Source organism: Mesorhizobium sp. M4B.F.Ca.ET.089.01.1.1, from assembly GCF_004022605.1.
Taxonomy (GTDB): domain Bacteria; phylum Pseudomonadota; class Alphaproteobacteria; order Rhizobiales; family Rhizobiaceae; genus Mesorhizobium; species Mesorhizobium abyssinicae.
Genome location: NZ_RZOS01000004.1, coordinates 23,171 through 48,876 on the forward strand (window position 1 = coordinate 23,171; position 25,706 = coordinate 48,876).

Genomic DNA, 25,706 nt, shown 5'->3' on the forward strand with positions numbered 1-25,706 from the left:
AAGCGCAAGGTCGCGCCAGGTCCGGACGCCCTGGCTCAAGCCGGTCCGTCGGCGGGGCGGAAAGTCGCTGAAACCATAGGCGCTACCTGCCTGCCGGCGAAGCGACCTGCATCGACTGTCATAACGGCATCGCGCATGAGCTGCCGAAAATGGAGGGCGTGATCCGGGCTGGAGGTGCCGCCGGAACTTCAGGGCGAGCAGCTTCCAAGTCGTCTGCCATCGACGAACTTGAACGTCTGATAGCGGTATATCATCCCGAGTCCTAACGAAGGCTACAGATCACCAACAAACCCAGAATCCACTTAGGACCCATCGTATGGGTGGGACCGTTAGCCCGCCGGGTCTGAATGCCTTGGCTTTGCCGGCCTCGCTCACGCAACCCAAAGGTTGTCTTGGGGGCGAGCGCGATCAGCAAGTGACGACATCGGTGTGGCCGAAACCCTTGGAGTAGTCGAGCACCGAGATGACCGTAGGCATCACGCGAAATATGCGCACCTGATCCGGAGTTGGCATCGGTCCTGGCAGCGAGACTTGCTGCGGATACTTCAGCGGCAGCATCCGCAGGACCTTTTCCGCTTCGGCCAGGTCTGTCACCGCCTGGGCTCGCGCCGCCATGGAAAGTCCGGTGATTTCCATCACCTGCGGCGTGTCGTGATCGATGGTCAAGGACACGCGATCGTCCTGCGTCAGATTCCCAGCCTTCTGGCTTTCCAGACCGCAGAGGAAGTAAAGGGTAAGGCCTTCGTTCACGTAGCCGACGGTGGTCGCCTGCGGCCAGCCGTCGGGCCTTAGCGTTGCGATGGTCATGATCCGATGCTGATCCAACAGCGTCACGATCTTCTTTCTGATCTCTTCCTTCATCCGTTGTCTCCAAAGTCATTGCTGACCCTGACCATAGTAGGGTCGTGGACCACCTCGCCTTGACGCACATCAACGCAAAGGAGGGCAAACGCGCATCTGCAGCATTGCCGGCGAAACGAGACGCAAATTATCTAGGCCCTCTCTGCGACCGAGCGGTCGATACCCTGGCTCTGCTGAATGTCAGCGTTCGCGGCGTCAAGGTGGGCTTGCCGAGTGAGTGCCTGTTCCTCGGCCCCACCGACGGCTGCATTTGCGGTGAATCAATGCGCACGCCGTCCACTGCCTCCATAGATGTCGCAGCAGCGCCGGCATCCAGTGGCCCGACCTCGCCGCAAAGGAGGCGAATATGATGAAGCCGATGGTATCCCTGTCTCTGGCGACGTACCCGGAGGCGAACACACCAAAGACCGCGTCTAATGCAGTCGCGGTTGCCAGGCGCATTGGAGCGACGCTGCACGCGGTCGCCATCAATGTCGACATTCCCGACGTTTCAAACGCTCTGTCGAGCTTCTTGCTCGACCTTCCCAACAAGATCAGGGAGGCCGAAGCGACCAGTCGCAGTTTCGGCAAGAACTTGCTGGAAACAGTTGCAAAAGAAGCATTGCAGGGCGGGGTCCGCTTGACGACGCAGGAGCTGACCGCGCCACCGGCCCTAATTGGGGACACAGCGGCCGAGCAGTGCCGCTACTTCGACATCTGCCTGGTCGGATGGGCGCCGGACAACCAGACGGCGCGAATGACAGCCGAGGCGGTCGTGTTCGGATCGGGTCGACCGACCCTGCTGCTTCCTGACGCCACGGATGTCGGCGCCCTTGACCATGTCGTCATCGCTTGGGACGGCAGTCGCGTGGCTGCGCGGGCCGTTGCCGATGCACGGCCGTTTCTGGAGCTTGCCACGATGATCACGGTTTTGACCGTGACGGACGAAAAGCCGCTTCCGGGACAAGACATCGGTGAACGCCTTGCGCAAGGCCTGAGGACGCGCGGTCTGGTGGCCGAAGCCGCATCAATTCAGGCGGGGGCGCGCTCGATCGCCACCGCTATCCAGGAGTATGCCCTCGAAATCGGCGGCAAACTATTGGTTATGGGTGGATACGGTCATTCGCGCGTCAGGGACTTCGTTCTCGGTGGGGCGACCGAAGGCATTCTCTCGGATTTGCGCCTGCCCATTCTCCTGTCGCACTAGGGCATGAGTCCCATGAACGCCAGTCGAGGCACGGATCCTGTTTTGCGCTTCCACGGCGCAGCCCACGGTGTTACCGGCTCTTGCTACGAGATCGAAACACCACGCGCGAGGATCCTCGTCGATTGCGGCCTCTTCCAGGGATCGAAGTCGGAGCGGGCCTTGAACTACGGCGCGTTCCCGTTCCCGCCGGAAGCGATCGACGCCGTCGTCCTGACGCATGCTCATATCGATCACAGCGGCCTTCTGCCAAAGCTGGTCACGCAGGGCTTTGCCGGGCCAATCCACACGACCCGAGCTACAATCGATCTTTGTTCGGTCATGTTGCCGGATGCGGCGCATATCCAGGAGATGGAGGTGGAACAGCTTAACCGCCGCAATGCGCAGCGCGGGCGGCCGCCGGTCGAGCCGATCTACAGGCAGCAGGATGCAGCAGCGTGCATGACCCTTTTTCGGGCCTTGGAATACGCCGCATGGACCACCGTAGCCCAAGGCGTTCGGGCTCGCTTTTGGAACGCCGGCCATCTGCTCGGCTCCGCATCGGTTGAGCTAGAGATCGACGTGGAACGTCAGAACATGCCGATGCGCATACTGTTTTCAGGCGATATCGGACCCGGTCACAAGCTGCTGCATACCGATCCGGAGGGCCCGGCCGGTGTCGACTATCTCATCTGCGAATCGACCTATGGCGACCGCGACCGCCCGGACGTTGCGCCTGAACAGCGGCGATCCATGCTCGGCGACGTGGTGCGCAGCGCTGCCGAGGCGAGCGGCCCCCTTATCGTTCCTTCCTTCGCCGTCGAGCGGACACAGGAATTGCTGGTAGACCTCCACCTGCTCATGAAAGCGGGAGAGGTGCCGACTGCTCCGATCTTCGTCGACTCGCCGCTGGCGACACGTGCCAGCACGATCTTCGAAAGACATGCCGACGACATCGAACAAGGCGACGGTCTGCGTCAGGCTCTCAGTTCACCCCAACTGCGCTTCACGGAAACCATCGAGCAAAGCAAGGCGATCAACCGCCTGAGAGGCTTTTTCGTCGTGATCGCCGCCAGCGGCATGTGCGACGCCGGGCGTATCCGCCATCATCTCAAGGCCAACCTCTGGCGGCGGAACGCGACCGTGATGATGGCGGGGTACCAGGCTCAAGGGTCACTCGGAAGGATACTGCTCGACGGCGCGCGGCGTGTGCGCATCCAGGGCGAAGAGGTAGAGGTCAAGGCCCGGATCAGCCTGTTCGATCTCTACTCTGGCCATGCCGACGCAAGCGAACTCGTCGCCTGGGCCTTGGCTCGAACTCCGGTCAAGCACACGGTGTTCCTGACGCATGGCGAAGAAGCAGGCTTGGTCGGCCTCAGCGGCCGGCTGGCTGGAGCGATTCCTTCGGACAGGATCATCATGCCGGAGCTGGATAGCGCTTTCCAATTGACGTCCCAAGGCTGTTTGCCGGTCGACGCCAACGAGCCGCGCCGCCTGAAGCCGGAAAAGGTTGCCCGGCTCGATTGGCACAACGATCTTTCAAAGCTTCTCCTCGACGTCACGGAGGCCGTCAACACCGCGGCCGACGAACGGGGTCGCGCCGCAATCATCAGACGGATGCGCCGAGCGCTGGACGCGCCGGCGCTCGGCGCCTTCGCAAATGACGAAAGCTGATCGCGCATCTTTGAATTCAATCTTCGTCACACGGGAAAATGCAAGACGGCACGCTGGGACTCGAACAAGGCCAAATGTCTCGATCCGCTTCATCCACCATTGCAATGCCCGGCCTCAGCGAGGCCGAAGCACAGGCAAGGCTTGCCACCGAAGGCTTCAACGAAATGCCCAGGCCCAGTCGCCGCACGCCGTTGCGGATTGCCATCGAGGTCGTGCGCGAGCCGATGCTCGCCCTGCTGTTAGGTGGAGGTAGCGTCTATTTGCTTCTTGGCGATCTCCAGGAGGCGTTGATCCTGCTTGCATTTGCCACGTTGTCGGTTGGGATTACCATCGTCCAGGAGGCGCGGACGGAGCGTGTCCTCGAGGCGCTGCGCGACCTGACCAGTCCGCGCGCCCTGGTAATACGCGACGGCGAACGCAAGCGGATTGCGGGTCGCGAGGTGGTGCGCGGCGATACGGTCGTGCTGGGCGAGGGGGATCGCGTTCCGGCCGACATCGTGCTCATCCAGAGCCGGGATATCCAGACCGATGAGTCCTTGCTGACCGGCGAGTCTGTTCCGGTGCGCAAGATTGCTGCCAGGGATGCCGATCTGCCGGCGCAATGCAGGCCGGGGGGCGACGACCTGCCTTTCGCATTTTCCGGATCACTCATCGTTCGCGGTTCAGGCATTGGCGAAGTTCTGGCAACCGGGCCGCTCAGCCAAATCGGTGCGATCGGGCAATCGCTGAGCACCATGGATACCGAGGCACCCCGCCTGCGGCGACAGACAAAACGCCTTGTTGGCATCTTCGCACTTGTCGGCGGCGCCGTCAGCGTTCTCGCGGTCGTGCTTTATGGCTTGTTGCGGGGCGGATGGCTTGATGCGGTGTTGGCGGGCATTGCGCTCGGCATGTCGATGCTGCCCGAGGAGTTTCCGATGGTGCTGACAATCTTCATGGCCATGGGTGCCTGGCGCATCTCGCAGGCGCGCGTGCTCACCCGTCGCGCAGCAGCGATCGAGACGCTTGGCTCGGCAACTGTCCTTTGCACCGACAAGACCGGAACGCTGACCGAAAATCGCATGACAATTGCAGAAATGAGAACGGCCGATGGAAAACTGCTTCGCCTGAACAGCTCAAACAAGGAGATGCCAGCGGCCTTTGCAGAGTTGGTCGAGGTCGGCGCGCTTGCCAGTGCCGAAATTTCCTTTGATCCGATGGAAAGGGCATTCCACAAGCTTGCCCAGGAGCCCCTGGCGAAGCGTGCTGAGGGTGCCGATTGGAAATTGGCCCGCGCCTACGGGTTGCGTCCTGAACTGCTGGCAATGTCGAACGCCTGGCGGCTATCGGCTGAGGGCAACGACTACCTGATTGCCGCCAAGGGTTCGCCGGAGGCCATCGCGGCACTCTGCCGTCTGCCTGCGGATCGTGTCGCTTCGCTCAAGGATGTTGTGGACGCCATGGCCACGGAAGGACTGCGCGTCTTGGGCGTCGCGCGTTCCAGCCATGCTGGCGATCAACTGCCGGACAAGCAGACTGAATTCGAATTTGAATTCTTGGGTCTCGTCGGGCTTGCCGATCCTCTGCGAGCGGAGGTTCCGGACGCGGTGAGCAATTGCCGCTCCGCCGGCATCAGAGTGATCATGATCACCGGGGACTATCCCGCGACAGCCAGAGCTATCGCCCGCAGGGCCGGGCTCGACTTCAACGATGTCGTCACCGGCGAAGAGCTCAAGGCGCAGGATGACGCAGCCCTGTCGGCGCGCGTGAAGACCGCAACGGTGTTCGCGCGGATCATGCCCGAGCAGAAACTGGCAATCGTCAGAGCCTTGAAGGCTAATGGCGAGATCGTTGCCATGACCGGAGACGGCGTCAACGACGCGCCTTCGCTGAAAGCAGCCGACATTGGCATTGCCATGGGAGGGCGCGGCACGGACGTCGCGCGGGAGGCGTCTTCCATCGTCCTTCTCGATGATGACTTCGGGTCGATCGTCAAAGCCATCCGGCTGGGCCGCCGCATCTACGACAATTTGCGCAAGGCAATGGGCTTCATTCTTGCCGTGCACGTACCGATTGCCGGGCTGGCCCTCCTTCCATTGCTATTTGGGCTGCCCATCCTGTTCGGACCTATTCACATTGCCTTTCTGGAGATGGTGATCGATCCGGTCTGCTCCTTGGTCTTTGAAGCGGAGACCGAGGAGGACGACACGATGAGGCGTGCGCCGCGACATCCGGAAGCTGCGCTCTTCTCGCGCTCGTTGATCGCGTGGAGCGTTGTGCAGGGCCTGCTGGCATTCGCGCTTGTTGCTGGCATCTTCCTCGTCGCCTTGCGCTGGGGAATGCCGGAGAATGAGATTCGCGCCCTGACATTCTTCTCGCTGGTGCTGACGATCGTTGGGCTGATTTTCGTCAACCGTACGTTCAGCGAGTCGCTGCTTGTTGCGTTGATCCGGCCAAACCGATCGCTTGCTTTCGTCGTCGTGGTGGTTGCCGCGGCGCTGGGCGGGACACTTGCATGGCCACTCGCAAGTGGCCTCTTCCAGTTCGGACCGCTGCACCTGGACGACCTCGCCGTGACGTTGGCGGCCGGGTTGGCAGTGCTGGTCTGCCTTGAGGTCCTGAAACACTTCTGGCGAGATGGGCTGAAAGCCTGATTGTTGGTGGCAGTATGACCGCGGTTCCAACCAGCGCGACGCCCAGCTTGCACAATGCTAGCGATGCAGCGAGCGGCCGCGCCGATCAGGTGATGAACTGAAAGTCGCGCGATGCGTTGGTGGCCCATGGCCAACGCGGAATCCCCGGGCTTTCGCAAAATGAGACAACGGAGCCAAGTAAGATGACCGGACAATCGGCAAAAACATTCAACAGCAACAAACGGTTGTCGGACCAGGAGTTGCACGACGTTGACGCCTATTGGCGCGCCGCCAACTATCTTACGATCGGGCAAATCTACCTGCTCGACAATCCGCTGCTTCGGGAGCCCTTGAAGCTGGAACATGTCAAGCCGCGGCTGCTAGGGCACTGGGGGACTTCGCCCGGCCTGAGCTTCATCTACGCCCATCTCAACCGCGCGATCCGGCTCAGGGATGCAAACATGGTCTACGTCTGCGGCCCAGGCCATGGCGGTCCGGCCATGGTCGCCAACACCTATCTCGAGGGCATCTACAGCGAGCTCAATCCCGACGTATCTCTGGACGAAGATGGCATGCGCAGGCTGTTTCGGCAGTTCTCTTTTCCGGGCGGGATTCCGAGCCATGCTGCACCGGATGTCCCGGGCTCGATCCATGAGGGTGGCGAATTGGGCTACGCGCTTTCGCATGCTTTTGGCGCAGCCTTCGACAATCCGGATCTCATCGTCGCCTGCGTGGTCGGCGACGGCGAGGCGGAAACCGGGCCACTTGCCACCGCCTGGCATTCCAACAAGTTCCTCAACCCGGCGCGCGACGGCGCGGTGCTGCCGATCCTGCATCTCAACGGCTACAAGATTGCCAACCCGACCATCCTTGCCCGCATCCCGGAAGACGAATTGCGCGCCTTGTTCGTCGGCTACGGTTACGAGCCGCTGTTCGTCGAAGGCCATGAACCGGGGGCAATGCATGAGAGGATGGCGGTTGTGATCGATGATGCGCTCGACCGCATCGGGGCAATCCAGGACGAGGCTCGCGGCGGTGGCGAAATTGCAAAACGCCGGCCGAAGTGGCCAGTGATCGTGCTGCGCAGCCCCAAAGGCTGGACCGGCCCGAAGGAAGTCGACGGGCTGAAAACCGAAGGCTTCTGGCGCGCCCATCAGGTTCCCTTGTCCGGCCTTGCGGAAAACCCCGAGCATTTGAAGATGCTGGAAGAGTGGATGAGGAGCTATCGGCCTGAAGAACTGTTCGATGCGATGGGTGCGCCTGTGGCCACGATACGTGCCACTGCTCCGCAAGGTACGAGGCGAATGGGCGCCAACCCGCATGCCAATGGCGGCTTGCTGCGCCGGTCCCTTGAACTGCCCAGACTGCGCGACCATGGCATTTCCGTTGAACGGCCCGGCGCGGTGAAGGCCGAGTCAACGCGAGTGATGGGCAAATTCCTGCGCGCCGTGATGGAACTGAACGATGGCGCGAAGAACTTCCGCATCGTCGGCCCGGACGAGACGGCTTCGAACCGGCTGCAAGACGTGTTCGAGGTTACCGAGCGCGCCTGGATGGAAACGATCCTGCCCGAGGATGTTCATCTCGGGCGCGACGGAAGGGTTCTGGAGATTCTCTCGGAACACACCTGCCAGGGCTGGCTTGAAGGCTACCTGCTGACCGGTCGGCACGGCTTCTTCTCCTGCTACGAGGCGTTCATCCACATCGTCGATTCGATGTTCAACCAGCATGCGAAATGGCTGGATGCATGTCGTGAAATTCCCTGGCGACGGTCGGTGGCGTCGCTAAACTACCTGTTGTCGAGTCATGTCTGGCACCAGGAACACAATGGCTTCAGCCATCAGGATCCCGGCTTCATTGATGTCGCCCTCAACAAGAAGGCCGATATCGTGCGCGTCTACCTGCCGCCGGACGCCAACAGTCTGCTCTGCGTGACCGAGCATGTGCTGCAGACATGGGACCGCATCAACGTCATCGTGGCCGGCAAGCCGCCGTCATGGCAGTGGCTTTCGATGGACAAGGCGATCGTTCACTGCAAAGCGGGCATCGGCATTTGGGATTGGGCTTCAACTGACGGCGGAGCAGAGCCGGACATGGTCTTGGCCTGCGCTGGCGACGTTCCGACCCTGGAGACGCTGGCGGCCGTCCAGATACTCAGGCACCATGTTCCGCAGCTTCGGATCAGGGTGGTCAACGTGGTCGACCTGATGACGCTGCAACCCAGGGAGCATCACCCGCACGGGCTGTCGGATCGCGACTTCGACGCGTTGTTCACCAAAGAAAAACCGGTCATCTTTGCCTACCATGGCTACCCCTGGACGATCCATCGGCTGACCTATCGGCGCACCAACCACGACAATATCCACGTGCGCGGCTACAACGAGGAAGGCACGACGACGACGCCTTTCGACATGACGGTTCTGAACGGCCTGGACAGATATCATCTGGTGCTGAGTGTCCTTGACCGTATCCCTGAGCCGACCGGAGTCGGACTGAAACAGATCATGGAAGGCAAGCTGATCGAGCACCAAGCTTATATCCGCGCCCATGGGCAGGATATGCCGGAGATCCTCGGCTGGAAGTGGGAGTAGTAGCCGGTGGAAATCAGTGCGGCGAACGGATCGGCAGTCGGGGTCCGTTGGCGGGCGCGGCGGACAGATCATGAATGACGCGATTCTTGTCCTTAACGGTGGCTCGTCGAGTCTGAAATTCGCGGTGTTTCAGCAGCGTGACGACCTTCACCTGCTGGTGCGCGGCAGCATATCGTCAATCCGGCAATGTCCACGGCTTCACGTCGCTCCAACGGCGCTGTCGTCCGGGATCGATCGGAGCTTGGGCGCAGGGTCGATCGATATCGCCAGCGCATTCGAAGTCGTGGGCTCCTTGCTTGCGGACCGCGGACTCCTGCGCCAGATCGGCAAGGTCGGTCACAGGATCGTCCATGGCGGACAGAGTTTTTCCAAAGCAGCCATCCTTGATGCAGAGACGACGAAGGCCTTGCATCTGCTGGAGCCGCTCGCCCCGATCCACCAGGCCATCAATCTCGAAATCGTCAGCTTGGCAGCTCGGCTATTGCCTGACGCCCTCCAGGTCGGATGCTTCGATACGGCCTTCCACGCGCGGCGGCCGGAACTTGCCAAGCTCTATGGCTTGCCGCGCGAGTTCTCGGAACAAGGCGTGATTGCCTACGGCTTTCACGGACTTTCCTACAGCCACGTCGCAACGAAACTTCGCAGCCGCTACGGCGCAAGCGCCGGCGGCCGGGTGATCGTTGCCCACCTGGGCAGCGGAGCAAGCCTATGTGCGATGAAGACGGGGGCAAGCGTCGCCACCACTATGGGGTTCTCAACGCTTGATGGCCTCATCATGAGCACACGTTGCGGCACGGTCGACCCTGGCGTGATCCTGTACCTGTTGCAGGACCAAAAGCTGTCATTGGGTGAGCTGTCCAACCTTCTCTACGAGGAATCCGGTCTGCTGGGTGTCTCCGGCATCTCGGGCGATATGCAGACATTGCTGGGCTCGAGCGACCCTGCAGCCGCGCGAGCCGTCGATCTCTTCATCTATCGTGTCGGGCGCGAGATCGGGTCACTTGCCGCGGCCCTTGGAGGTCTCGATACCCTCGTCTTCACCGCCGGCATTGGCGAGCACGCACCTGTGATCCGGCAAAAGATCTGCGAAGCCGCCGAATGGCTTGGCGTTGCGGTCGACAATGATTTGAACCAGAACGACGAAGGATTGGTCAGCAGCCCGCAGTCCCGGGTCGACGTCCTTGTCATTCCCGCAGACGAGGAAGCCGCCGTCGCCAGGGAAATCCTCGACGTCTGAACAAGAGCTTCGCTGCCGGCCCGCATCTGCGCGAGACCGGTCGTTACCGGGGCAGGGGGGTGCCGAGCTTTCGCCGAACCAGGAGAAGTGTCGGGTCGTCGGGGTCTGTGGTGACAGTGAATCCCATGTCGCGCTCAAGCTCGATTGCAGCGCGATTCTCACGGCTTTCGATCGACTCGATTGTCTCGAGGCCGATCCCGTCGGCCCACCTTGCGATATAGGCAAGCAGTTCCCAGCCGACGCCGAGATTCTTGCGGTCCTGGCGAATGCAGATAGCGACTTCGCCGCGCCGGTCGGCAGCGTCGCTGGCGAGTGTCGCCACTGCGATCAACGCTCCGTCAGTCGAGAACGCGAGAAAGTTATTGATATGCGGATCGTCGGAGCGAGTCATCGCTACCAGCCGTTCATGCGAGACCTCTTTCACTCCACCGAGAAAGCGGAAGCGCAGATCTTGCGGCGTCACATGGGTGAAGAACTCCGCCAGGGCGGGCTCATCTTCGGGGCGTGCGCGGCGTACATCGAAGCGAAACCCGGTATGCGTGGAAAGCGTGCTAACCATCGTTATATATGGTCTCCGATCCGAGGTGCGGCGCCGTTGTCCTGTCTCTCCAAGGCGCGCGACCTCACTCGCTCATGTATTGAAGCGCGTCCTGCTTGACGATTTCTATGCTGCGCAGGTTCAGCAGGCGGATGACGCCCTTGTCCTTCAGCCGGGTGAAGACTCGCGACACGGTCTCGATCGTGAGTCCGAGATAGTCGCCGATATCCGCGCGAGACATCGGCAGATCGACCTGCCGCAATCCGCCTTGCCGCTCTGCCATGTCGACCAGGAACGCGGCCACCCGTTCGATGGCATTCTGGCGACCGAGGACCAGGAGGTGTTCCTGCGCCCTGGTCAAACCTTTGAGGGCCAGGGGCAGCAACTGGCGCGAGACATCCGCCCCGGCAGCGAACCGATAGACCCGGATGCCGGTCGCGTTGATTGCTTCGGCGAAGAAATGATGTGTCGCGTCGGCTTCGAAACCGAATGTCTCGCCAGCCAAATGGAAGGCACTTATCTGCCGGCGGCCGTCGGCAAGGAGGCGATAGATGCGGACGGCGCCGAACTCGACCTGGTAGAGAGCTCCGGCCTTTTCCCCCTGCGCATAGATTTCCGACCCGGCCGGGTAGAAGTTGATGGGCTGCAACGGCACGCTGTCCAGAACTGCCGGGAGGCTCGACTGTGGCACGTGTGGCGGCAGTGAAATTGTGGAGGTCGTGTGAGCGTACATGGCTGCTTCTCCGTGATCCGTGGCATCAGCAATCGCGCGAATCGGAGGAAAGCGAAATTCGGTTAAGTCCCTACGGGAAACTACTTAGTGGGGGGACCCAGACGACATTGCATCCGCCGAGGATGGCATGGGCGCCACTGTTTGCCTTAACGCCAAAAAGACGGACTTTGCGATGTTGGCATGAGGAGAGCTGGCTGCATCGCAATTGCATCATCAAGGTGGTCGGCGCAGGCCGCGGGGGCAGCATTGTTGGGTGTGCTCGAAGCCCGCACCGACCGAGGCGGCAGGGGCCGCCTTGGTTGCGCTACAACATGTGAGAAAACCAGGAACCTGCCCGAACGCCGAACTTGGCCTTATGCACATACTTAGGTTCTGCGCGCCTGAATGGATTGGAAATATCCACGGTAAGATTTGATTCAACTCAAAGCGCGGGTGCCCCCGGAGGTTGTTGAAAGCCCTGTCGCTAAATGATCGGGGCAGGCCGCCATGTATTTTCCGCAATTTCTGGTGGGCATGCTCGTGACGTCGTTTGTCGTGGCGATCTGGATCGGTGTGGAAACAGGTTCGGGTTGGGTCGCACTCGGTGGGGCTTTGCTCACATTGGTCGTCCTGCAAGTTGGATATGTCCTCCTGATCATTCGCTTGGTCCTCAACCAGATACCGAAAACGGGAGCGGCGGCCTCGGCTTCGGTGAACCCGGCGCCACCGCTCCGCGGAGACGGGGTCTCGCTTTAGGCGAGCGAAGCACGAGGGTTGTTGGACCGCATGCGGTCCCATTGACTTTGTTAGCGCCGTTGTTTGACTGGTAGGGCGAGCTTGCAAGGTCCAGATGGAAACGAATGCGCATCGCGATCCTGTCTGACATCCATTCCAACCGCGAGGCGCTCGATGCGGTTCTCGAGGTGGTTGGCGAGCGCGGATGGGACGAGTTGGTATTGCTTGGCGATCTGGTTGGCTACGGGCCCGACCCAGTCTATGCGCTCGAGACGGCTGCGGACCTGGTCGATCGAGGCGCGCTCTGCGTCATGGGAAACCATGACGAAGCGATAGCCTTCAACAGGGGCGGCATGACGGAGAATGCTCGGACAGCGGCCAGTTGGACGCGTGAGCGTTTGACCTCGGCGCATGTCGATTTCCTGTCCCGTTTGCCGGTGTCGTTGACGTCGGAAGACCGGCAATATGTTCACGCCAGCGCCGAACGGCCGGGAAAATGGCTATACATCCGCGACGTGGATTCAGCAGAGCGCTGCCTGTCTTCAAGCGTGGCCCGTTTCGTCTTCTGCGGCCACACCCATATTCCGGCCATCTACTACGCGCTGCCAGGTCGCCGGCCGATCTGTTTTCAACCGCTGGCCAATGTGGCTGCGCCGTTGTCCGCGGTCGGACGGCTCGTCGTGAACGTCGGAGCGGTCGGCCAGCCTCGCGACGGCAATCCGGCGGCCTGCTTCGCCCTCGTCGATACGCAGCGGCACGAGGTCTCCATGATCCGTGTGCCTTACGACTACGAAGAGACCGCCCGAAAGATTGCTGACTCTGGGTTGCCGGCATGGCTGGGCATGCGATTGAAGATCGGACGATAGGGTTGTTGGAGACGATCGGGTGCAGCGGTTTGAATCAGGGGCAATCATTGATGGTTTCGAACTGGTCGAACGACTGGCGTCCGGCGGCATGGCCTCGCTCTGGCGCGCAAACAGCCCGCAGTTCGATTTCCCGCTGGTGTTGAAAGTCCCTTTCCTGGATCCGGGAGGCGATGTCTCCGTCATACTGGGCTTCGAGGCGGAAGAGTTGATCCTCAGGCGTTTGTCAGGTCCGCATGTACCCCGCTTCGTGGCCTCAGGAAACCTTTCAGAAATTCCTTTCATAGCCATGGAGTTCGTGGCCGGCACAAGCCTCGCCCAGCTGATCAGCAATGCGCCACTGCCAGCTGACGAGGTCGCGAGGGTCGGCTCCGAAATTGCCAAGGCGCTCGCCGCCCTGCATCGCCAAAAAGTGGTGCATCTCGATCTCAAGCCCGAAAATGTCATTCTTGCCGAGCGCGGCGCGGTGCTTCTCGATTTCGGGCTCGCGCGGCATGCAGAGCTTCCCGATCTTCTCGGCGCGGAAAGCTCCGTGCCGATGGGCTCCGCCGCCTACATGGCACCCGAACAAGTGCTTGGCGAAAGAGGCGACCCTGCAAGCGATCTTTTTGCGCTTGGCTGCATTCTTTACCAGCTGGCAACTGGCGAAGAACCGTTCGGGCGACCGGCGACTTTCGCCGGAATGAAGCGACGGCTCTACCACGCCCCCAGGCCACCGCGGGACCTGAACGGAGCCATCCCGCGGTGGTTGGAGGCAATCATGCTTCGGTGCATGGAGGTGGACAGGTCCAAGCGATATGTCGATGCCGCTCACGTGCTGTCCGATCTAAGGAACCCCGATCAGGTGGTGGTGACGCGGCACCTGCCTCGGAGCAAGGGAATTTGGGCCACGATCCTCGGTCTGCTTCGCAAGACTGACGACAAGTCGCTTGTCGGGATGCCGGCAGATCCCAGGCTTCTGGCCGGACCATCCATTGTTTTGGTCGCCGTCGATCTGGCCAACGGAAACGATCCGCTGGCCAGGGAGGTTCTGAGCGAGACCGCGCGCGTCCTTGGCTCGCGAGAAGACTCGTGGTTGGCCTGTGTGACAGTCCTGAAGACCGAGATTATCGGCGACACGCCCACGGTGGACGAGTCGGGCCGTTCGGAATATTTGAAGCGGCTGGTTGCCCTGAAGGATTGGTCCCGCCCGCTACATCTGCCGGAGGATCGCATCAGCTATCATGTTCTGGAGGCGGTCAGCCCCGCCGATGCGATCCTCAACTACGCTGAGCACAACGACGTCGGGCATATCGTTGTCGGGGCACGGGCGTCTTCCGCCATTCGCCGGCACCTCGGCAGTGTTTCTACCAAGGTGGTAGCACAGGCGCTTTGCTCGGTTTCAGTCGTGCGGTTGAAGGCGATCGAAGAACAAGGGCGTCGGTGAGCCGCTGCGCGCAAGGACCCGCCGGGACGCCGCCTCAGTTTGATAGCAGTCGATTGATTGCCCCCTGTTTCAGCAGGGAGCGTGTCATGCCGCCGAAGGCCCATTCCCGGATCCGGCTGTGACCATAGCCGCCCGCGACCACAAGTCCTGCATCCATCGCACGGGCGAGTTCGGCAACGGCTTCGCAGGGGTCTGCATTGCCGACGCCTATAACTTCGGATCTTGCCTTAACGCCATGCCTCGCCAGGAACCGGACAACGTCCTCGGCACTTTCGCGCGCGTTTCTCTGGCCCTGTTCCTCGATTGTCGCCACGAGCACATGTTGTGCGCCTGTCAAAAAGGGCATTGCATCGCTGACTGCGCGCCGCGCCTCGCGCGTGTCCTTCCAGGCGACAAGAACATTCTTTGGGTTGAGCGGAGCCAGGTTATCGACAGCAATCAGCACCGGCCGGCCCGCGGACAGCACCAGACTACCGGCATCTACGACACGGTGGCGATCGCTGGCGACGCCCTTTGCCGGCGCTCCCGTGACAATAAGGTCGGCGGCGCGGGCATGCATCGCGAGCAGACCTGTCGGATCTCCGATCTCCTCGCGCCAGAAAGCTCTGTCCCCGCCAATGCGGAGGAATTCTTCCCGCATCACCTTCAGGCGATCTTCGATTTCCGCCCTGCGTTGGCGCATTATCTCCGCAGCTGCAGCGGCGCCATTGTCTCCCGACACAAAGACATAGGCATCCGCCGCGGCGAAACCGATCAGTGTGGCATCGAACCGTTGCGCCAATTCCTGGGCATAGCGCGCGCGGGGGGACGCCGGAGAATCGATGTCCAGTTGTACAATAATGGTGTTGAAGATCATTTTGTGTCTCCACAGCATGCTTGTCGCACGGTCGTTTGAGGTTCGGTCACGACACTTGTGATCACCAGCCGCGCTGCCTGCCGCGGCGGCGCATCGTCATCGCCTTTCGACCTATGGAGGGTGCCCGGCGCACGACCTACATCGTCATTTCCGGTTCGAGAGCACGCTCCTTGGCCGGTTCCGGGATTTCCGTCATGGTCGCTTCGGTCAAGAGCAGAACACTGGCGACCGAGACGGCGTTTTCAAGTGCGATGCGCACCACCTTGGTTGGATCGATGATGCCGGCTTCGACGAGGTCAACATACTCTTTGCGTCCAGCATCGAAGCCAAAGTTTCCCGACCCCTCGATCATCTTGGCGATAACTACGCCACCGTCGACAGCCGAATTCTCGGCAATCTGCCGGACAGGCGTTTCGAGAGCGCGCCGGAGTATCTGCACGCCGGTCCTCTCGTCGCCCTCGGACAGTTTTTCTTCATCAGCTACCGTGGCGATGCAGCGCAGCAGCGCAAGCCCGCCGCCAGGCACCACGCCCTCGGCAACCGCAGCCTTGGTGGCGCTGATAGCGTCGTCTAGTGCCTCCTTCTTCGACTTCATTTCGGCCTCGGTTGGAGCCCCGACCTTTATGACGGCAACACCGCCGGCAAGCTTAGCCAGCCGCTCTTGCAGCTTTTCGCGATCGTAGTCGCTGGTCGTGCTCTCGATCTCGCGCCGGATCTGCTCTACGCGACCCTTGATTGCCTTGGCGTCTCCGCCACCGCCGATGATCGTCGTGTTGTCCTTATCGACGACCACGCGTTTGGCACGCCCCAACTGCGCCATCGTGACATTTTCGAGCTTGAGGCCAATATCCTCGGAGATGACCTGAGCGCCTGTCAGCACAGCTATGTCCTGCAGCATAGCCTTGCGCCGATCGCCGAAACCGGGCGCCTTGACTGCACAGTTCTTGAAGGTGCCCCGGATTTGATTGACGATGAGCGTGGCAAGCGCCTCGCCTTCGACTTCTTCGGCGACAACCAGCAGAGGCGAGCCCGACTTGGCCACGGCTTCCAGCAACTTGATGAGATCGTTCAGCGAAGCGATTTTCTTCTCCACGATCAGCACCAGCGCGTCTTCCAGGACCGCTTCCATCTTCTCGGGATCGGTCACGAAATACGGTGAAAGGAACCCGCGATCGAACTGCATGCCTTCGACGACGTCCAGAACGGTTTCAGTGGTCTTCGACTCTTCGACCGTAATGACTCCTTCACCGCCGACCTTTTCCATCGCCTCGCCAACCAACTGGCCGATGAGCGTGTCGTTGTGCGCCGAGATCGTGGCCACCTGTTCCTTTTCGCGCCGGGTCGAGACCGGTCGAGATATTTGCTTGAGTGTCTCGATCGCGCGCTTGGTGGCGCGATCGAGGCCGCGCTTGATGTCGATCGCGCTGGCGCCGGCGACGACATTGCGAACTCCATCGGCAAACATCGCGTGAGCGAGGATGGTCGATGTGCTGGTGCCGTCGCCAACCATATCGCCGGTCTTCTCGGCTGCTTGTCTCAGCATCCTGGCGCCGAGATTTTCTTCCGGGTCCTTCAGGTCGAATTCCTTGGCGATCGTCACCCCGTCGTTGCAAACGATCGGGGCACCCCATCTTTTTTCGATCAGTACAGATTTCGAGCGCGGCCCGAGCGTCACGCGCACGGCATCGGCGAGCTGTGTCGCGCCGCGAAGGATCTTTTCGCGCGCGGCTGAGCGGAACAGTACTTGTTTATGGGCCATGACCGTCTCCGAAATCTGTTGGCCAGTCTGAGCTAACAGGCATCCCGTCGGTCGGCCTTGATACGTATCAATCGCGATCAAGGGCCATGTTGACGAAGATCAATGACGACGGGACGCGTTACCTGCGTGATGGGATCGATCCAATCTGGAGGAGGACCATGCGGACGAATGAAACGCCCCGATACGACGACAGCGTGAATACCACGGGTTGCTGCCCCAGGTTCAATCCCGAGGGCTGGGACGGTAGCACCTGCACTTCAAGGGCAAGCGGTTTGTGAAAGCGAAAACCCACAGTGTCATGCACATCCCGATGAACATGGGCGGCGTGTTCGCGCGCGTTAGGACGAACCCGGAGGTGAGACGATGCCAGCAATGTCCCGCTCCAACGAGACTATCGTCGGAATAGAATGCGCGGCTGAGACCGTGTTTGCCTATCTTGATGACCACAGGCATCTGGGTGCTCATATGAGCACCTCGTCATGGATGATGCTCGGTTCGAAAATGCACTACGAATTCGATGCAGGCGAAGCCCGCTTGATCGGCTCCAAGTTCGGATTCCATGGAAAAATACTTGGAATTGCGCTGTCCGCCGAACAGGTGGTTACAATCCGGACGCCGCCAAAACTGAAGGTCTGGGAGACCATCGGAGCGCCAAGTCTATGGGTGATCGGCCGCTATCGGATGGGTTTCGAAATAGTGCCCGAGGCGAGAGGGTCCCGGCTTCGAGTCTTCATCGAATACGACCTGCCGGAGGCGGAACCGTCCCGTTGGCTTGGCCTGATCTTTGCGAATGCATACGCGCGCTGGTGTACTGGCCGGATGGCAAAAGACGCAGCCCGTTATTTCGCGACGGCGGGGGCTCAGGCAGTCCCTTTGAAAGGCTGAGCGGGACGAGCGGCGGCTTCGAACCGCGTGCCGCGCTCTCCTCTGACGATTTCGCTGGCATCATCGAGCTTGCCGATCGCTGCAGGTTTGCCCGTTGCATCAGCGAACTCGATTGCGGAGCTGACCTTCGGCCCCATGGAGCCGGCCGCAAAATCCCGCCCCGATATCTCGGTCGTTGCAACCCGACGGAGCGCGCGGGCGGTGGCGGTGCCGTGGCCACTATAGACCGCATCGACATCGGTCAGCATCAGCAGCATGTCGGCCTTCAGCTGGCGCGCGAGAAGTGAACTCGCCAGATCCTTGTCTATAACGGCTTCTACGCCGCACAGGCTGCCGTCGTCCCGCGCTATCACCGGGACTCCGCCGCCGCCCGTGCAAATGACGATGACGCCGCGTTCGACGAGAAACGAAATCACGGAGCCTTCAAGAATCTCCAGCGGCCTGGGCGAGGGCACGACCCGGCGCCACTTATCGCCATCGGGCGCGATCTGCCAGCTGCGTTCGTTGGCAAGCCTATGTGCTGTGTCCTCGTCATAGACCGGGCCGATCGGCTTCGTCGGGTGAGCGAAAGCCGGATCGTACGGGTCGACTTTCACCTGCGTCAGCAGCGTCGCGAACAGCCTTTCCTTTAAGAGGTTGCCGAGCTCCTGCTCAATCACATAGCCGATCATGCCAGCGCTTTCAGCGCCAAGGACGTCGAGTGGGAATGCGCCGCCATCCGGAGCGGCCGCCGCCTGGAGGGCCAGAAGCCCCACCTGCGGGCCGTTGCCATGCGTGACTACAATCGAGTGCCCTTCGCCGACGAGTGCCCCGAGTACGGATGCGGCGCGCTTGATGTTGGCACGCTGGTTTTCGGCGGTCATCGGTTCGCCGCGGCGCAGCAGCGCGTTACCTCCGAGTGCAACGACGATCAGCATCTCAGTTGCCGATCGTGGCGACGAGCAGGGCCTTGATCGTATGCATGCGGTTTTCGGCCTGGTCGAAGACGATCGATGCGCCCGATTCAAACACCTCGTCAGTGACCTCCATGCAGTCGATGCCATACTCCTTCGCGATGAACGCGCCGATCTCGGTGTCGGTGTCGTGGAATGCCGGCAGGCAATGCATGAACATGACATGAGGGTTGCCCGCGGCAGCCATCACTTCGCTCGTGACCCGATAGGGCGTCAAAAGGCGGATACGCTCGGCCCAGCCCGATTTGTCCTCACCCATCGACATCCACACGTCGGTGTAGACAAAGTCGGCGTCCTGGACGCAGCCCATCACGTCTTCGTCCAGCCTGAAGCGGCCGCTGCTTTGTGCTGCAAGGTCTCTGACATGGGCGCAGAATTCCTCGTCCGGCCAAAGTTCCCTTGGCGAGGCAATGCGCATGTCGATGCCGACCTTGGCTGCGCCCAGTGCCAGCGACAGCGCGACATTGTCACGTCCTTCGCCGACGAAGGTGACGGTCATGTCCGAAAGGTGCTTGTGCGTGAACTCGCGCATGGTCATGAAATCGGCGAGGATCTGTGTCGGATGCGCTTCGTCGGTAAGGCCGTTGTAGACGGGCACGCCCGCGTGCGCGGCAAGCAGTTCGGCCTGGTGCTGGCCAAAACCGCGATACTCGATCGCATCGTACATGCGGCCGAGCACGCGCGCTGTATCCTTCATGGATTCCTTGTGGCCGATATGGCTGCCGGTGGGGCCGAAATAGGTGACGTGGGCGCCCTGATCATAGGCCGCCACCTCGAACCCGGTTCTGGTGCGCGTCGAGTCCTTCTCGAAGATCAGCGCGATATTCTTCCTGATGAGACGCGGTATCTCGTGGCCAGCGAGCTTGGCCGCCTTGAGGTCGGCGGCCAGTTTCAGAAGAAAGCGGATCTCGTCGGCCGTGAGATCGTCGAGCGTGAGCACCGAGCGGCCGTGAAGGTTGATCGACATCGGGAATTTCCTTTCCGGTCAAATCGGATCGCGGGCAATCGGGCAGGTCATACAGTGGCCGCCGCCCCGACCACGGCTGAGTTCAGCGCCTTCAACGGTGATCACTTCAATCCCGGCGCGACGCAGCAGCGTGTTGGTATAGACATTGCGGTCGTAGCCGATGACGACGCCGGGTTCGACGGCAACGACGTTGTTGCCGTCGTCCCATTGCTCGCGCTCGGCCTCGTAACGGTCGCCACCGGTGGCGATGATGCGCAGCGAATTCAGTCCAAGCGCTTCTGCAACCACTGCCGTGAAAGGCTCCGTCTCATCCGTGACCTCGACGGCCGCCTCGCCATCGCCCGGTCGCAGAGAGAAGGTTCGCAGGCGGTCGACCACCGGCGGGTACATGGTCACCAGGTCGCGGTCGCAGAAGGTGAAGACGGTGTCGAGATGCATGAAACTGCGGTCCCGCGGCATCAGGGCTGCGATGACGCGTGTCGCTTCACCGGCCGCGAACAGGCTGCGTGCGAGGTCGCCCACGGCTTGCGGCGTGGTACGTTCTCCCATTCCGACAAGCACTGTTCCGCCGCCGATCGGCATCACGTCTCCACCTTCCAGACTGGTGCCTGTTCCCAAACCTGGCGATACGAAGGGGAGGCCGCTGTCGCGAAAACGGGGATGGAAGCGGTACACTGCTTCCACGTTGGCCGCCTCCGGGCGCCTCGCCGGCCAGTACATGGCGTTGACCGAAACTGATCCGTAGATCCAGCAGGAACTGTCGCGCGTGAAAAGCTGGTTCGGCAGCGGCGGAAGCACGAAGTCCTGGGGAGCAAGTGTCCTTCCGGTCAGTCCCTTCGGCTGGAAAGGAAGCTCGGCACGGGCAATGCCGCCGACTAGAAAGGACGCCAGCTGCTCCGATGGCATGTCGTTTAGCCATCCGCGCAACTCGTCGACCATATCCAGTCCGACGACACCGGGATGGACCCGGCGATCGAGAAGCCAGTCGCGCGCCTTGCTGATGGTCATGGCCTCCGCAAGGAGCTCTCCAAAGGAGTGCACCACCACGCCGCGTTCGCGCAACGCATCGACGAAGACGTCATGTTCCTGGCGTGCGCGCTTGACCCACAATACGTCGTCGAACAGCAGCGCCTTGCAGTTCTCGGGCGTGAGCCTGCGCAGGCTGAGGTCCGGTCGATGGACCATCACCTCGCGCAGGCGGCCGACTTCGGAATGGACTCCCAGGCCTGTCATCGTGCGTCCTTCAGAGCGGGCTGATAGCGCCGGTCCACATCTCGTAGACGGCCAGGATGGCGACAGCGACGAGGGCTGCAGCGACAGCAGCTTCCACAGGATGGAAGACACGCTGGTTGGTTTCGCGACGTGCCCAGACGTAGAGAATGATGCCGGGCGCATAAAGGATCGCGCACATGAACAGATATGCCGGTCCTGCCGCGTAGACGAGCCACAGGCCGTACACTGTCGCCAATATGCCAGCGAAAAGGGGACCAGCGCGTTGCTCGCCATTCTCATAACTCTCTCCGGTCAATGCGAGCTTGGCCGCGTAGGCCCCGGAGAAGATGTAAGGTACGAGGATGGCTGCCGACGCGATATAGAACAGTGCCTGGTAGGTGCTCTGTGCGAACAGCGTGATAACCAGGAACGCCTGCACGAGCAGGTTGGTGATCAGGAGCGAGGTCGACGGCACGCCCCGCTCGCTCTCGTGGCCGAAGAACTTCGGCATCGTGCCGTCTTTGCCGGCAACGTGCGGAATTTCCGCGGCAAGCAGCGTCCAACTCAGGAACGCGCCGACCACGGACACAACAAGCGCGATGTTGATGAGGATGGCGCCCCACGGTCCGACAACCGCCTCCAGGACGCCTGCCATGGAGGGGTTCTTCAACGCGGCGAGCTCAGTTTGGCTGAGGATGCCGAGCGACAGCAGCGAAACCAGCGCGTAGAGAGCGAGGCAGGTGAAGAATCCGAGAACAGTCGCCTTCGCGATGTCGCTGCGGCGTTCCGCACGGGCTGAAAATACGCTTGCTCCCTCGATGCCGATGAAGACCCACAGCGTCACCAGCATCGTGCTCTTCACCTGTGCGGCAATCGAGCCGAGACTGGCGTTGCCAAGCCCGCTGAAGTCGAGAGACCAGACCTGAAGCTTGAAAGCCACAGCGACGATCCCGACAAACAGCACCACAGGAGCAATCTTCGCCACCGTGACGACCAAGTTGACGACTGCTGCCTGACGGATGCCTGCCAGAACCAGGACGTGGATCAGCCACAACAGGACAGACGCGCCGAGCACCGCCTGCCAGGTATTGCCGTCGCCGAAAGCTGGAAAGAAGTAGGACAAAGCGCTGAACACGATCACCGCATAGGAGACATTGCCGACCCAGGCGCTGATCCAGTAACCCCAGGCGCTGTTGAAGCCGATGAAGGGACCGAAGCCGGCCTTGGCGTAGGCGTAGGGACCCGCGTCGAGTTCTGGTCGCCTTACCGCGAGCGACTGATAGACGAAAACAAGCGCCAGCATCCCAACCGCGGTGATCGCCCAGCCAATCAGGATCGCAAGAGGGCCGGCGCCGGCCGCCATGTTCTGCGGCAGGCTGAACACGCCGGAGCCCACCATCGAGCCGATTACCAATGCGGTCAGGGAACCCAGTCGAAGCTTGGCAGAAGTCGTCGACGTGACTTTTCGGATCGGGATATCGATTCCAGCCGTAGCCATGATGCTCTCCCCAATTTGAATCTTTGATGGGGGATATTGAACAGGAAACAGGTCGGAGGCCTTGACGTGGGTCAAGTGGCAAATGGTTGGCGCGCGGCCGTAAAGCCCAACCGGCGGGCATTACCTGACGATCCGTCACGGCACCGATCTACACCCTCAAACTGGCTGGCAGTTGCACCGGCGCCGCTAATGAGTCGCGCCGATCAGTTTGATTTGGCGCAAGGACGGCGCGGGAGTCCGCGAACAGGATGATAATCAGGACGTAGAGCGCTTTCTGCTGCCGTCCTGAAGGAGGTTCGCCATGAAAACCATATTAAAGAGAATAGCGCTCGGGCTGGCTGCTGCAATGCTGATGGTCGGCGATCGCGGAGCCCAGGCTGCGACGCTTGTCCAGATTTCGCTGTGGGACAAGGGCGCGGAGGTGCAGATGCCGACGGGGATCGCCTATGCAGCGCCAGGACTCGATCTCACCAAGGCGACCATGGGTATCAAGGCTTCGCCGGGTGCGGTGAAGGCCGGAGAGGTCACATTCAAGGTGACCAACGACTCCAAAGACACCGTTCACGAAATGATAGTGATGTACCTCGCCGATCCCGGCAAGCCGCTTCCTTACCTCGAGGCCGAGAACAGGGTCGATGAAGACAGGGCTGGTGACAAGGGCGAGGTTTCTGAGCTCGATCCCGGCAAATCAGGCACATTGACCGTCGAACTGAAGGCAGGAAAATACCTGCTTATCTGCAACGTGCCTGGTCACTATGGGGCCGGCATGTGGGCCGAATTCACCGTCGATCCATAGGCCCTGAAGAAACGGCCCCTGTGGGGGGCAGAAATGTCCCGGTTTGCGGATCGCCATGCTATAGCCCTCGCTCCCCTAGCTTGCGCATCTGCCCGATCCACCCTTGCTCTGGTCCTGTCGCTGGCGCCCGCGACCATCCCGAACAGGGTCTCCCGCACCGGTCTGATGCCGACAAAATGCAAGATGCTTCGCCGCATGCCGGCGATGCCGTGGCTGAAGAACCAAAGCCGGTAGAGAGCGGACGGCATGCCCATCGTTGCCACCACGCGAGCGGAGCGACCACGAAGCAACGTCCTGGCAAAGCCGCCGCCCTTGTCCGGGTAAGCAAAGGCGGTCCCCGGCCGCATGACCTGTTCCAGAAATGCCTTGAGCAAAGCCGGCATGGTCCCGAGCCAGAGTGGGAAGACAAACACGATATGCTCCGCCCAGACAATCGCTTCAGCGGCATGCTGGAGGCTGTTGGGGACGGCGCCGTGTTCGAATTCCTGCATTGTTCGCAGCACTGGAAAATCAATTGCCGCGATATCGATCCGGCGGACGCTGTGCTGTGCCTGCTCCGCCCCCTCGGCGTAGGCCTGCGCAAGAGAGCGACAGAGCCGGTCGGGGGATGGGTCGGGATGACCGACCACAATGAGGATGCGACGCGACATGGTCTGCACCTGGGAAGCCTGGCGTGGCGGTGTTACGGGCGCTCGACCCTTGCCACCTTGTAGGTGTGCATGGCTCCGTTGCGTTCGATCGAAACATATTCGCCTGTCACGAAGCGTTCGTCGCCAAGATGAAAACCGGTCTCGTCATCGCGATCGCCTTCGGCATAGTCGAAATACCATTGCCCGCCCGGCTTGCGCCGGAGGCGGCCGATCAAGTCGTCCTCGCCAGTGCGAAAACGGCGCACGCGGCAGGCGGCCCGGTGTGATTTCCATTCTTCCGCGTCAATCCTGCCTTCGCTGGTCAAGGGAGCGAGTACATCATAGCCTTCCTCGCGATCCCCTTCCGGGTGACCCTTCTCGCGAGCAAGCAGCAACCGCACATGGCGGAATTTCGGGGTGAGGTCCTGCAAACTGGTCATGGCGAACTCCTTTGATGTGATCCATAGCGCGGCCACGGGTGCCAGCCTTGATCCGTGTCAAAGGAGAGTTCTCGTTAGGGCACAAGCATGGTGAAACAGCCTGCTGCCGCTGCGACCAGCGTGATGCCAGCCAGAGGCAGCCAGAACCTCACTGGACCAGCAAATGCCGCCAGCGACAGGCGGCCGATCGCGTTTGCAGTGAGTGCTGTCAGCACCGCCAGGCCGACGGCTTCAACGGAGACCGAATGCTTCACCAAACGCAATGCGCTCAGCACTGAAACGTCGACATCGAACATTCCCGCAAGCGCTGAGCTCGCCAGCAACCCGTGTCCGCCGAACTGAGCTGCCAACGCGGCGCTTGCGGTCGAAACGATCGCGAAAAGCATGGCAAACAGCAGCAGCGGGCCCAGCTCAAATGGATTGCGTGTCGGGGTGCCCTTTTCTGGATCCCGGCCATGGTTGGTCAGCAGGAAAATTCCGCATAGTGCGAATGCGACCGACGCGGCAAGGGCAGGCATGCCGACCGTGGCCAATAGGCTTGGCTCGATGGCCAGAACTACAGTGCAAACGCGCAAAATCGAAACCATCGCGGCAAGCGAAGCCGCGCCCGCAAGCGGCAGAGGATTGGCGGCAGAAGCGGCACTGCGAGCAAGCGTAATGGTCACCGCGGTGGAGGAGACGACCGCACCGGCGAGCGAACTGACGAGCAGGCCGCGCGTACCACCGAGGACGCGGATGGCCACATAGCCGGCGAAGGATATCGAGGCCATCAGCACTGTGAGGAACCAGACCTCCCAAGGGTTGAACCCACCCCATGGGTCCATCGTGCGATTTGGCAGCAACGGCAGAACGATCGCGGTCATCACCGCAAGCATCAAGGCCGAACGAAGTTCAATCCAGGTCAGACGCCGCAAGAGACCGTGCAGAATTTCGCGACTTGCAAGGACGGCCGCGAGAGCTGCCCCGCCAGCCGCCGCGGCCCGATAGTCACCGGCGACCGAAAGCGCACCGAGCGCGAAGACGCCTAGGCCGGCGATGACGCTCGTAACACTGAAATCCTCGTCGTGGGCCGCCTCGCGTGCCTTGTACCAGGCGAAGATTGCCGCAAAGGCGATGAAACCGCCGACCAGAACGGATACAGCGCCAAGCGCGTTGGCCAGAGCTGTCACAATGCCGCCGAGTAGGCCTGATATGCCGAACGTCCGAATTCCGGCCGTCCGGCTGCGATCGGGTGCATCGCGCTCCCGCCAGCCGCGCTCCAATCCGACGAGTAGACCTATTGCCAAGGCGAGTCCGAGCC

Annotated in this window: 21 protein-coding genes and 2 pseudogenes; 11 read left to right on the top strand and 12 right to left on the bottom strand. The window is 61.3% G+C overall.

Annotation, left to right across the window (positions count from 1 at the left end; genetic code table 11):
- Positions 1–74: 74 nt before the first annotated feature.
- Positions 75–266: pseudogene (locus EN780_RS00895) on the top strand (NapC/NirT family cytochrome c); the annotation flags it as partial.
- 142 nt (positions 267–408) lie between these two features.
- Here EN780_RS00895 and EN780_RS00900 read toward each other — a convergent pair.
- Positions 409–861, bottom strand: coding sequence for a pyridoxamine 5'-phosphate oxidase family protein (locus tag EN780_RS00900; RefSeq protein WP_128271618.1), 453 nt, complete (start codon positions 859–861; stop codon positions 409–411).
- A gap of 346 nt (positions 862–1,207) precedes the next feature.
- Between EN780_RS00900 and EN780_RS00905 the strand changes: the two genes are divergently transcribed.
- From EN780_RS00905 to EN780_RS00925, 5 genes are all read left to right on the top strand, one after another.
- Positions 1,208–2,047, top strand: a complete 840-nt coding sequence (locus EN780_RS00905) for a universal stress protein (protein ID WP_245499836.1) — start codon at positions 1,208–1,210, stop codon at positions 2,045–2,047.
- A 12-nt stretch (positions 2,048–2,059) separates the two neighbouring features.
- The gene (locus EN780_RS00910; RefSeq protein ID WP_127281995.1) at positions 2,060–3,697 is read left to right on the top strand and encodes an MBL fold metallo-hydrolase; all 1,638 of its coding nucleotides are present in this window, start codon (positions 2,060–2,062) and stop codon (positions 3,695–3,697) included.
- A 74-nt stretch (positions 3,698–3,771) separates the two neighbouring features.
- Positions 3,772–6,330: a cation-translocating P-type ATPase gene (locus EN780_RS00915; RefSeq protein WP_128271644.1), complete on the top strand. Its 2,559-nt coding sequence runs from the start codon at positions 3,772–3,774 to the stop codon at positions 6,328–6,330.
- Positions 6,331–6,512: 182 nt separating this feature from the next.
- Positions 6,513–8,900: a phosphoketolase family protein gene (locus EN780_RS00920; RefSeq protein ID WP_128271620.1), complete on the top strand. Its 2,388-nt coding sequence runs from the start codon at positions 6,513–6,515 to the stop codon at positions 8,898–8,900.
- Positions 8,901–8,970: 70 nt separating this feature from the next.
- Positions 8,971–10,137, top strand: a complete 1,167-nt coding sequence (locus EN780_RS00925; protein ID WP_128271622.1) for an acetate/propionate family kinase — start codon at positions 8,971–8,973, stop codon at positions 10,135–10,137.
- A gap of 43 nt (positions 10,138–10,180) precedes the next feature.
- Here the strand turns inward: EN780_RS00925 and EN780_RS00930 are convergent, their stop codons facing one another.
- Together EN780_RS00930 and EN780_RS00935 are read right to left on the bottom strand one after the other, a co-directional pair.
- Positions 10,181–10,696 carry a GNAT family N-acetyltransferase gene (locus EN780_RS00930; RefSeq protein WP_127309451.1) on the bottom strand — a complete coding sequence of 172 codons (516 nt, stop codon included), beginning with the start codon at positions 10,694–10,696 and terminating at the stop codon, positions 10,181–10,183.
- Between the two features lie 64 nt (positions 10,697–10,760).
- Complete coding sequence (locus EN780_RS00935; RefSeq protein WP_127281999.1) at positions 10,761–11,408, bottom strand: helix-turn-helix domain-containing protein; 648 nt, start codon at positions 11,406–11,408, stop codon at positions 10,761–10,763.
- A gap of 486 nt (positions 11,409–11,894) precedes the next feature.
- Here EN780_RS00935 and EN780_RS00940 point away from each other — a divergent pair, with 486 nt between their 5' ends.
- The 3 genes from EN780_RS00940 to EN780_RS00950 all read left to right on the top strand — a co-directional run bounded on the left by EN780_RS00940 (position 11,895) and on the right by EN780_RS00950 (position 14,411).
- Positions 11,895–12,143 (top strand): hypothetical protein, encoded by a 249-nt coding sequence (locus tag EN780_RS00940; RefSeq protein ID WP_127309452.1) that lies wholly within the window; start codon positions 11,895–11,897, stop codon positions 12,141–12,143.
- Positions 12,144–12,247: 104 nt separating this feature from the next.
- Positions 12,248–12,988, top strand: a complete 741-nt coding sequence (locus EN780_RS00945; protein ID WP_127309453.1) for a metallophosphoesterase family protein — start codon at positions 12,248–12,250, stop codon at positions 12,986–12,988.
- A gap of 19 nt (positions 12,989–13,007) precedes the next feature.
- Positions 13,008–14,411 carry a bifunctional serine/threonine-protein kinase/universal stress protein gene (locus EN780_RS00950; RefSeq protein WP_128271624.1) on the top strand — a complete coding sequence of 468 codons (1,404 nt, stop codon included), beginning with the start codon at positions 13,008–13,010 and terminating at the stop codon, positions 14,409–14,411.
- Between the two features lie 34 nt (positions 14,412–14,445).
- Here EN780_RS00950 and EN780_RS00955 read toward each other — a convergent pair whose 3' ends face one another.
- Together EN780_RS00955 and groL are read right to left on the bottom strand one after the other, a co-directional pair.
- The gene (locus EN780_RS00955; RefSeq protein WP_128271626.1) at positions 14,446–15,267 is read right to left on the bottom strand and encodes a universal stress protein; all 822 of its coding nucleotides are present in this window, start codon (positions 15,265–15,267) and stop codon (positions 14,446–14,448) included.
- 136 nt (positions 15,268–15,403) lie between these two features.
- Entirely contained in the window at positions 15,404–17,026 is a 1,623-nt protein-coding gene (groL, locus tag EN780_RS00960; RefSeq protein ID WP_127282045.1) for a chaperonin GroEL, read from the bottom strand.
- Positions 17,027–17,389: 363 nt separating this feature from the next.
- Between groL and EN780_RS00970 the strand changes: the two genes are divergently transcribed.
- Positions 17,390–17,911, top strand: a complete 522-nt coding sequence (locus tag EN780_RS00970) for an SRPBCC family protein (RefSeq protein ID WP_245499837.1) — start codon at positions 17,390–17,392, stop codon at positions 17,909–17,911.
- Here the strand turns inward: EN780_RS00970 and arcC are convergent.
- The 4 genes from arcC to arcD are packed head-to-tail and all read right to left on the bottom strand — an operon-like array spanning position 17,887 to position 22,541.
- Positions 17,887–18,828 (bottom strand): carbamate kinase, encoded by a 942-nt coding sequence (gene arcC, locus EN780_RS00975; protein WP_127282004.1) that lies wholly within the window; start codon positions 18,826–18,828, stop codon positions 17,887–17,889. The two genes, EN780_RS00970 and arcC, sit on opposite strands and share 25 nt — an antisense overlap.
- 1 nt (position 18,829) lies before the next feature.
- Entirely contained in the window at positions 18,830–19,831 is a 1,002-nt protein-coding gene (argF, locus tag EN780_RS00980; RefSeq protein ID WP_127282005.1) for an ornithine carbamoyltransferase, read from the bottom strand.
- An 18-nt stretch (positions 19,832–19,849) separates the two neighbouring features.
- Positions 19,850–21,064 (bottom strand): arginine deiminase, encoded by a 1,215-nt coding sequence (locus tag EN780_RS00985; protein WP_128271630.1) that lies wholly within the window; start codon positions 21,062–21,064, stop codon positions 19,850–19,852.
- A gap of 10 nt (positions 21,065–21,074) precedes the next feature.
- Positions 21,075–22,541 (bottom strand): arginine-ornithine antiporter, encoded by a 1,467-nt coding sequence (gene arcD / locus EN780_RS00990; RefSeq protein ID WP_128271632.1) that lies wholly within the window; start codon positions 22,539–22,541, stop codon positions 21,075–21,077.
- Between the two features lie 346 nt (positions 22,542–22,887).
- Between arcD and EN780_RS00995 the strand changes: the two genes are divergently transcribed.
- Positions 22,888–23,337: a sulfocyanin-like copper-binding protein gene (locus EN780_RS00995; RefSeq protein ID WP_245499838.1), complete on the top strand. Its 450-nt coding sequence runs from the start codon at positions 22,888–22,890 to the stop codon at positions 23,335–23,337.
- Between the two features lie 58 nt (positions 23,338–23,395).
- Here the strand turns inward: EN780_RS00995 and EN780_RS01000 are convergent.
- The 3 genes and pseudogenes from EN780_RS01000 to EN780_RS01010 form a co-directional block, all read right to left on the bottom strand.
- Positions 23,396–23,987, bottom strand: a pseudogene (locus tag EN780_RS01000) (NAD(P)H-dependent oxidoreductase).
- Between the two features lie 32 nt (positions 23,988–24,019).
- The gene (locus EN780_RS01005; RefSeq protein WP_128271636.1) at positions 24,020–24,406 is read right to left on the bottom strand and encodes a hypothetical protein; all 387 of its coding nucleotides are present in this window, start codon (positions 24,404–24,406) and stop codon (positions 24,020–24,022) included.
- A gap of 74 nt (positions 24,407–24,480) precedes the next feature.
- The coding region (locus EN780_RS01010; RefSeq protein WP_128271638.1) for an MgtC/SapB family protein at positions 24,481–25,706 on the bottom strand (1,226 nt) is incomplete at its 5' end.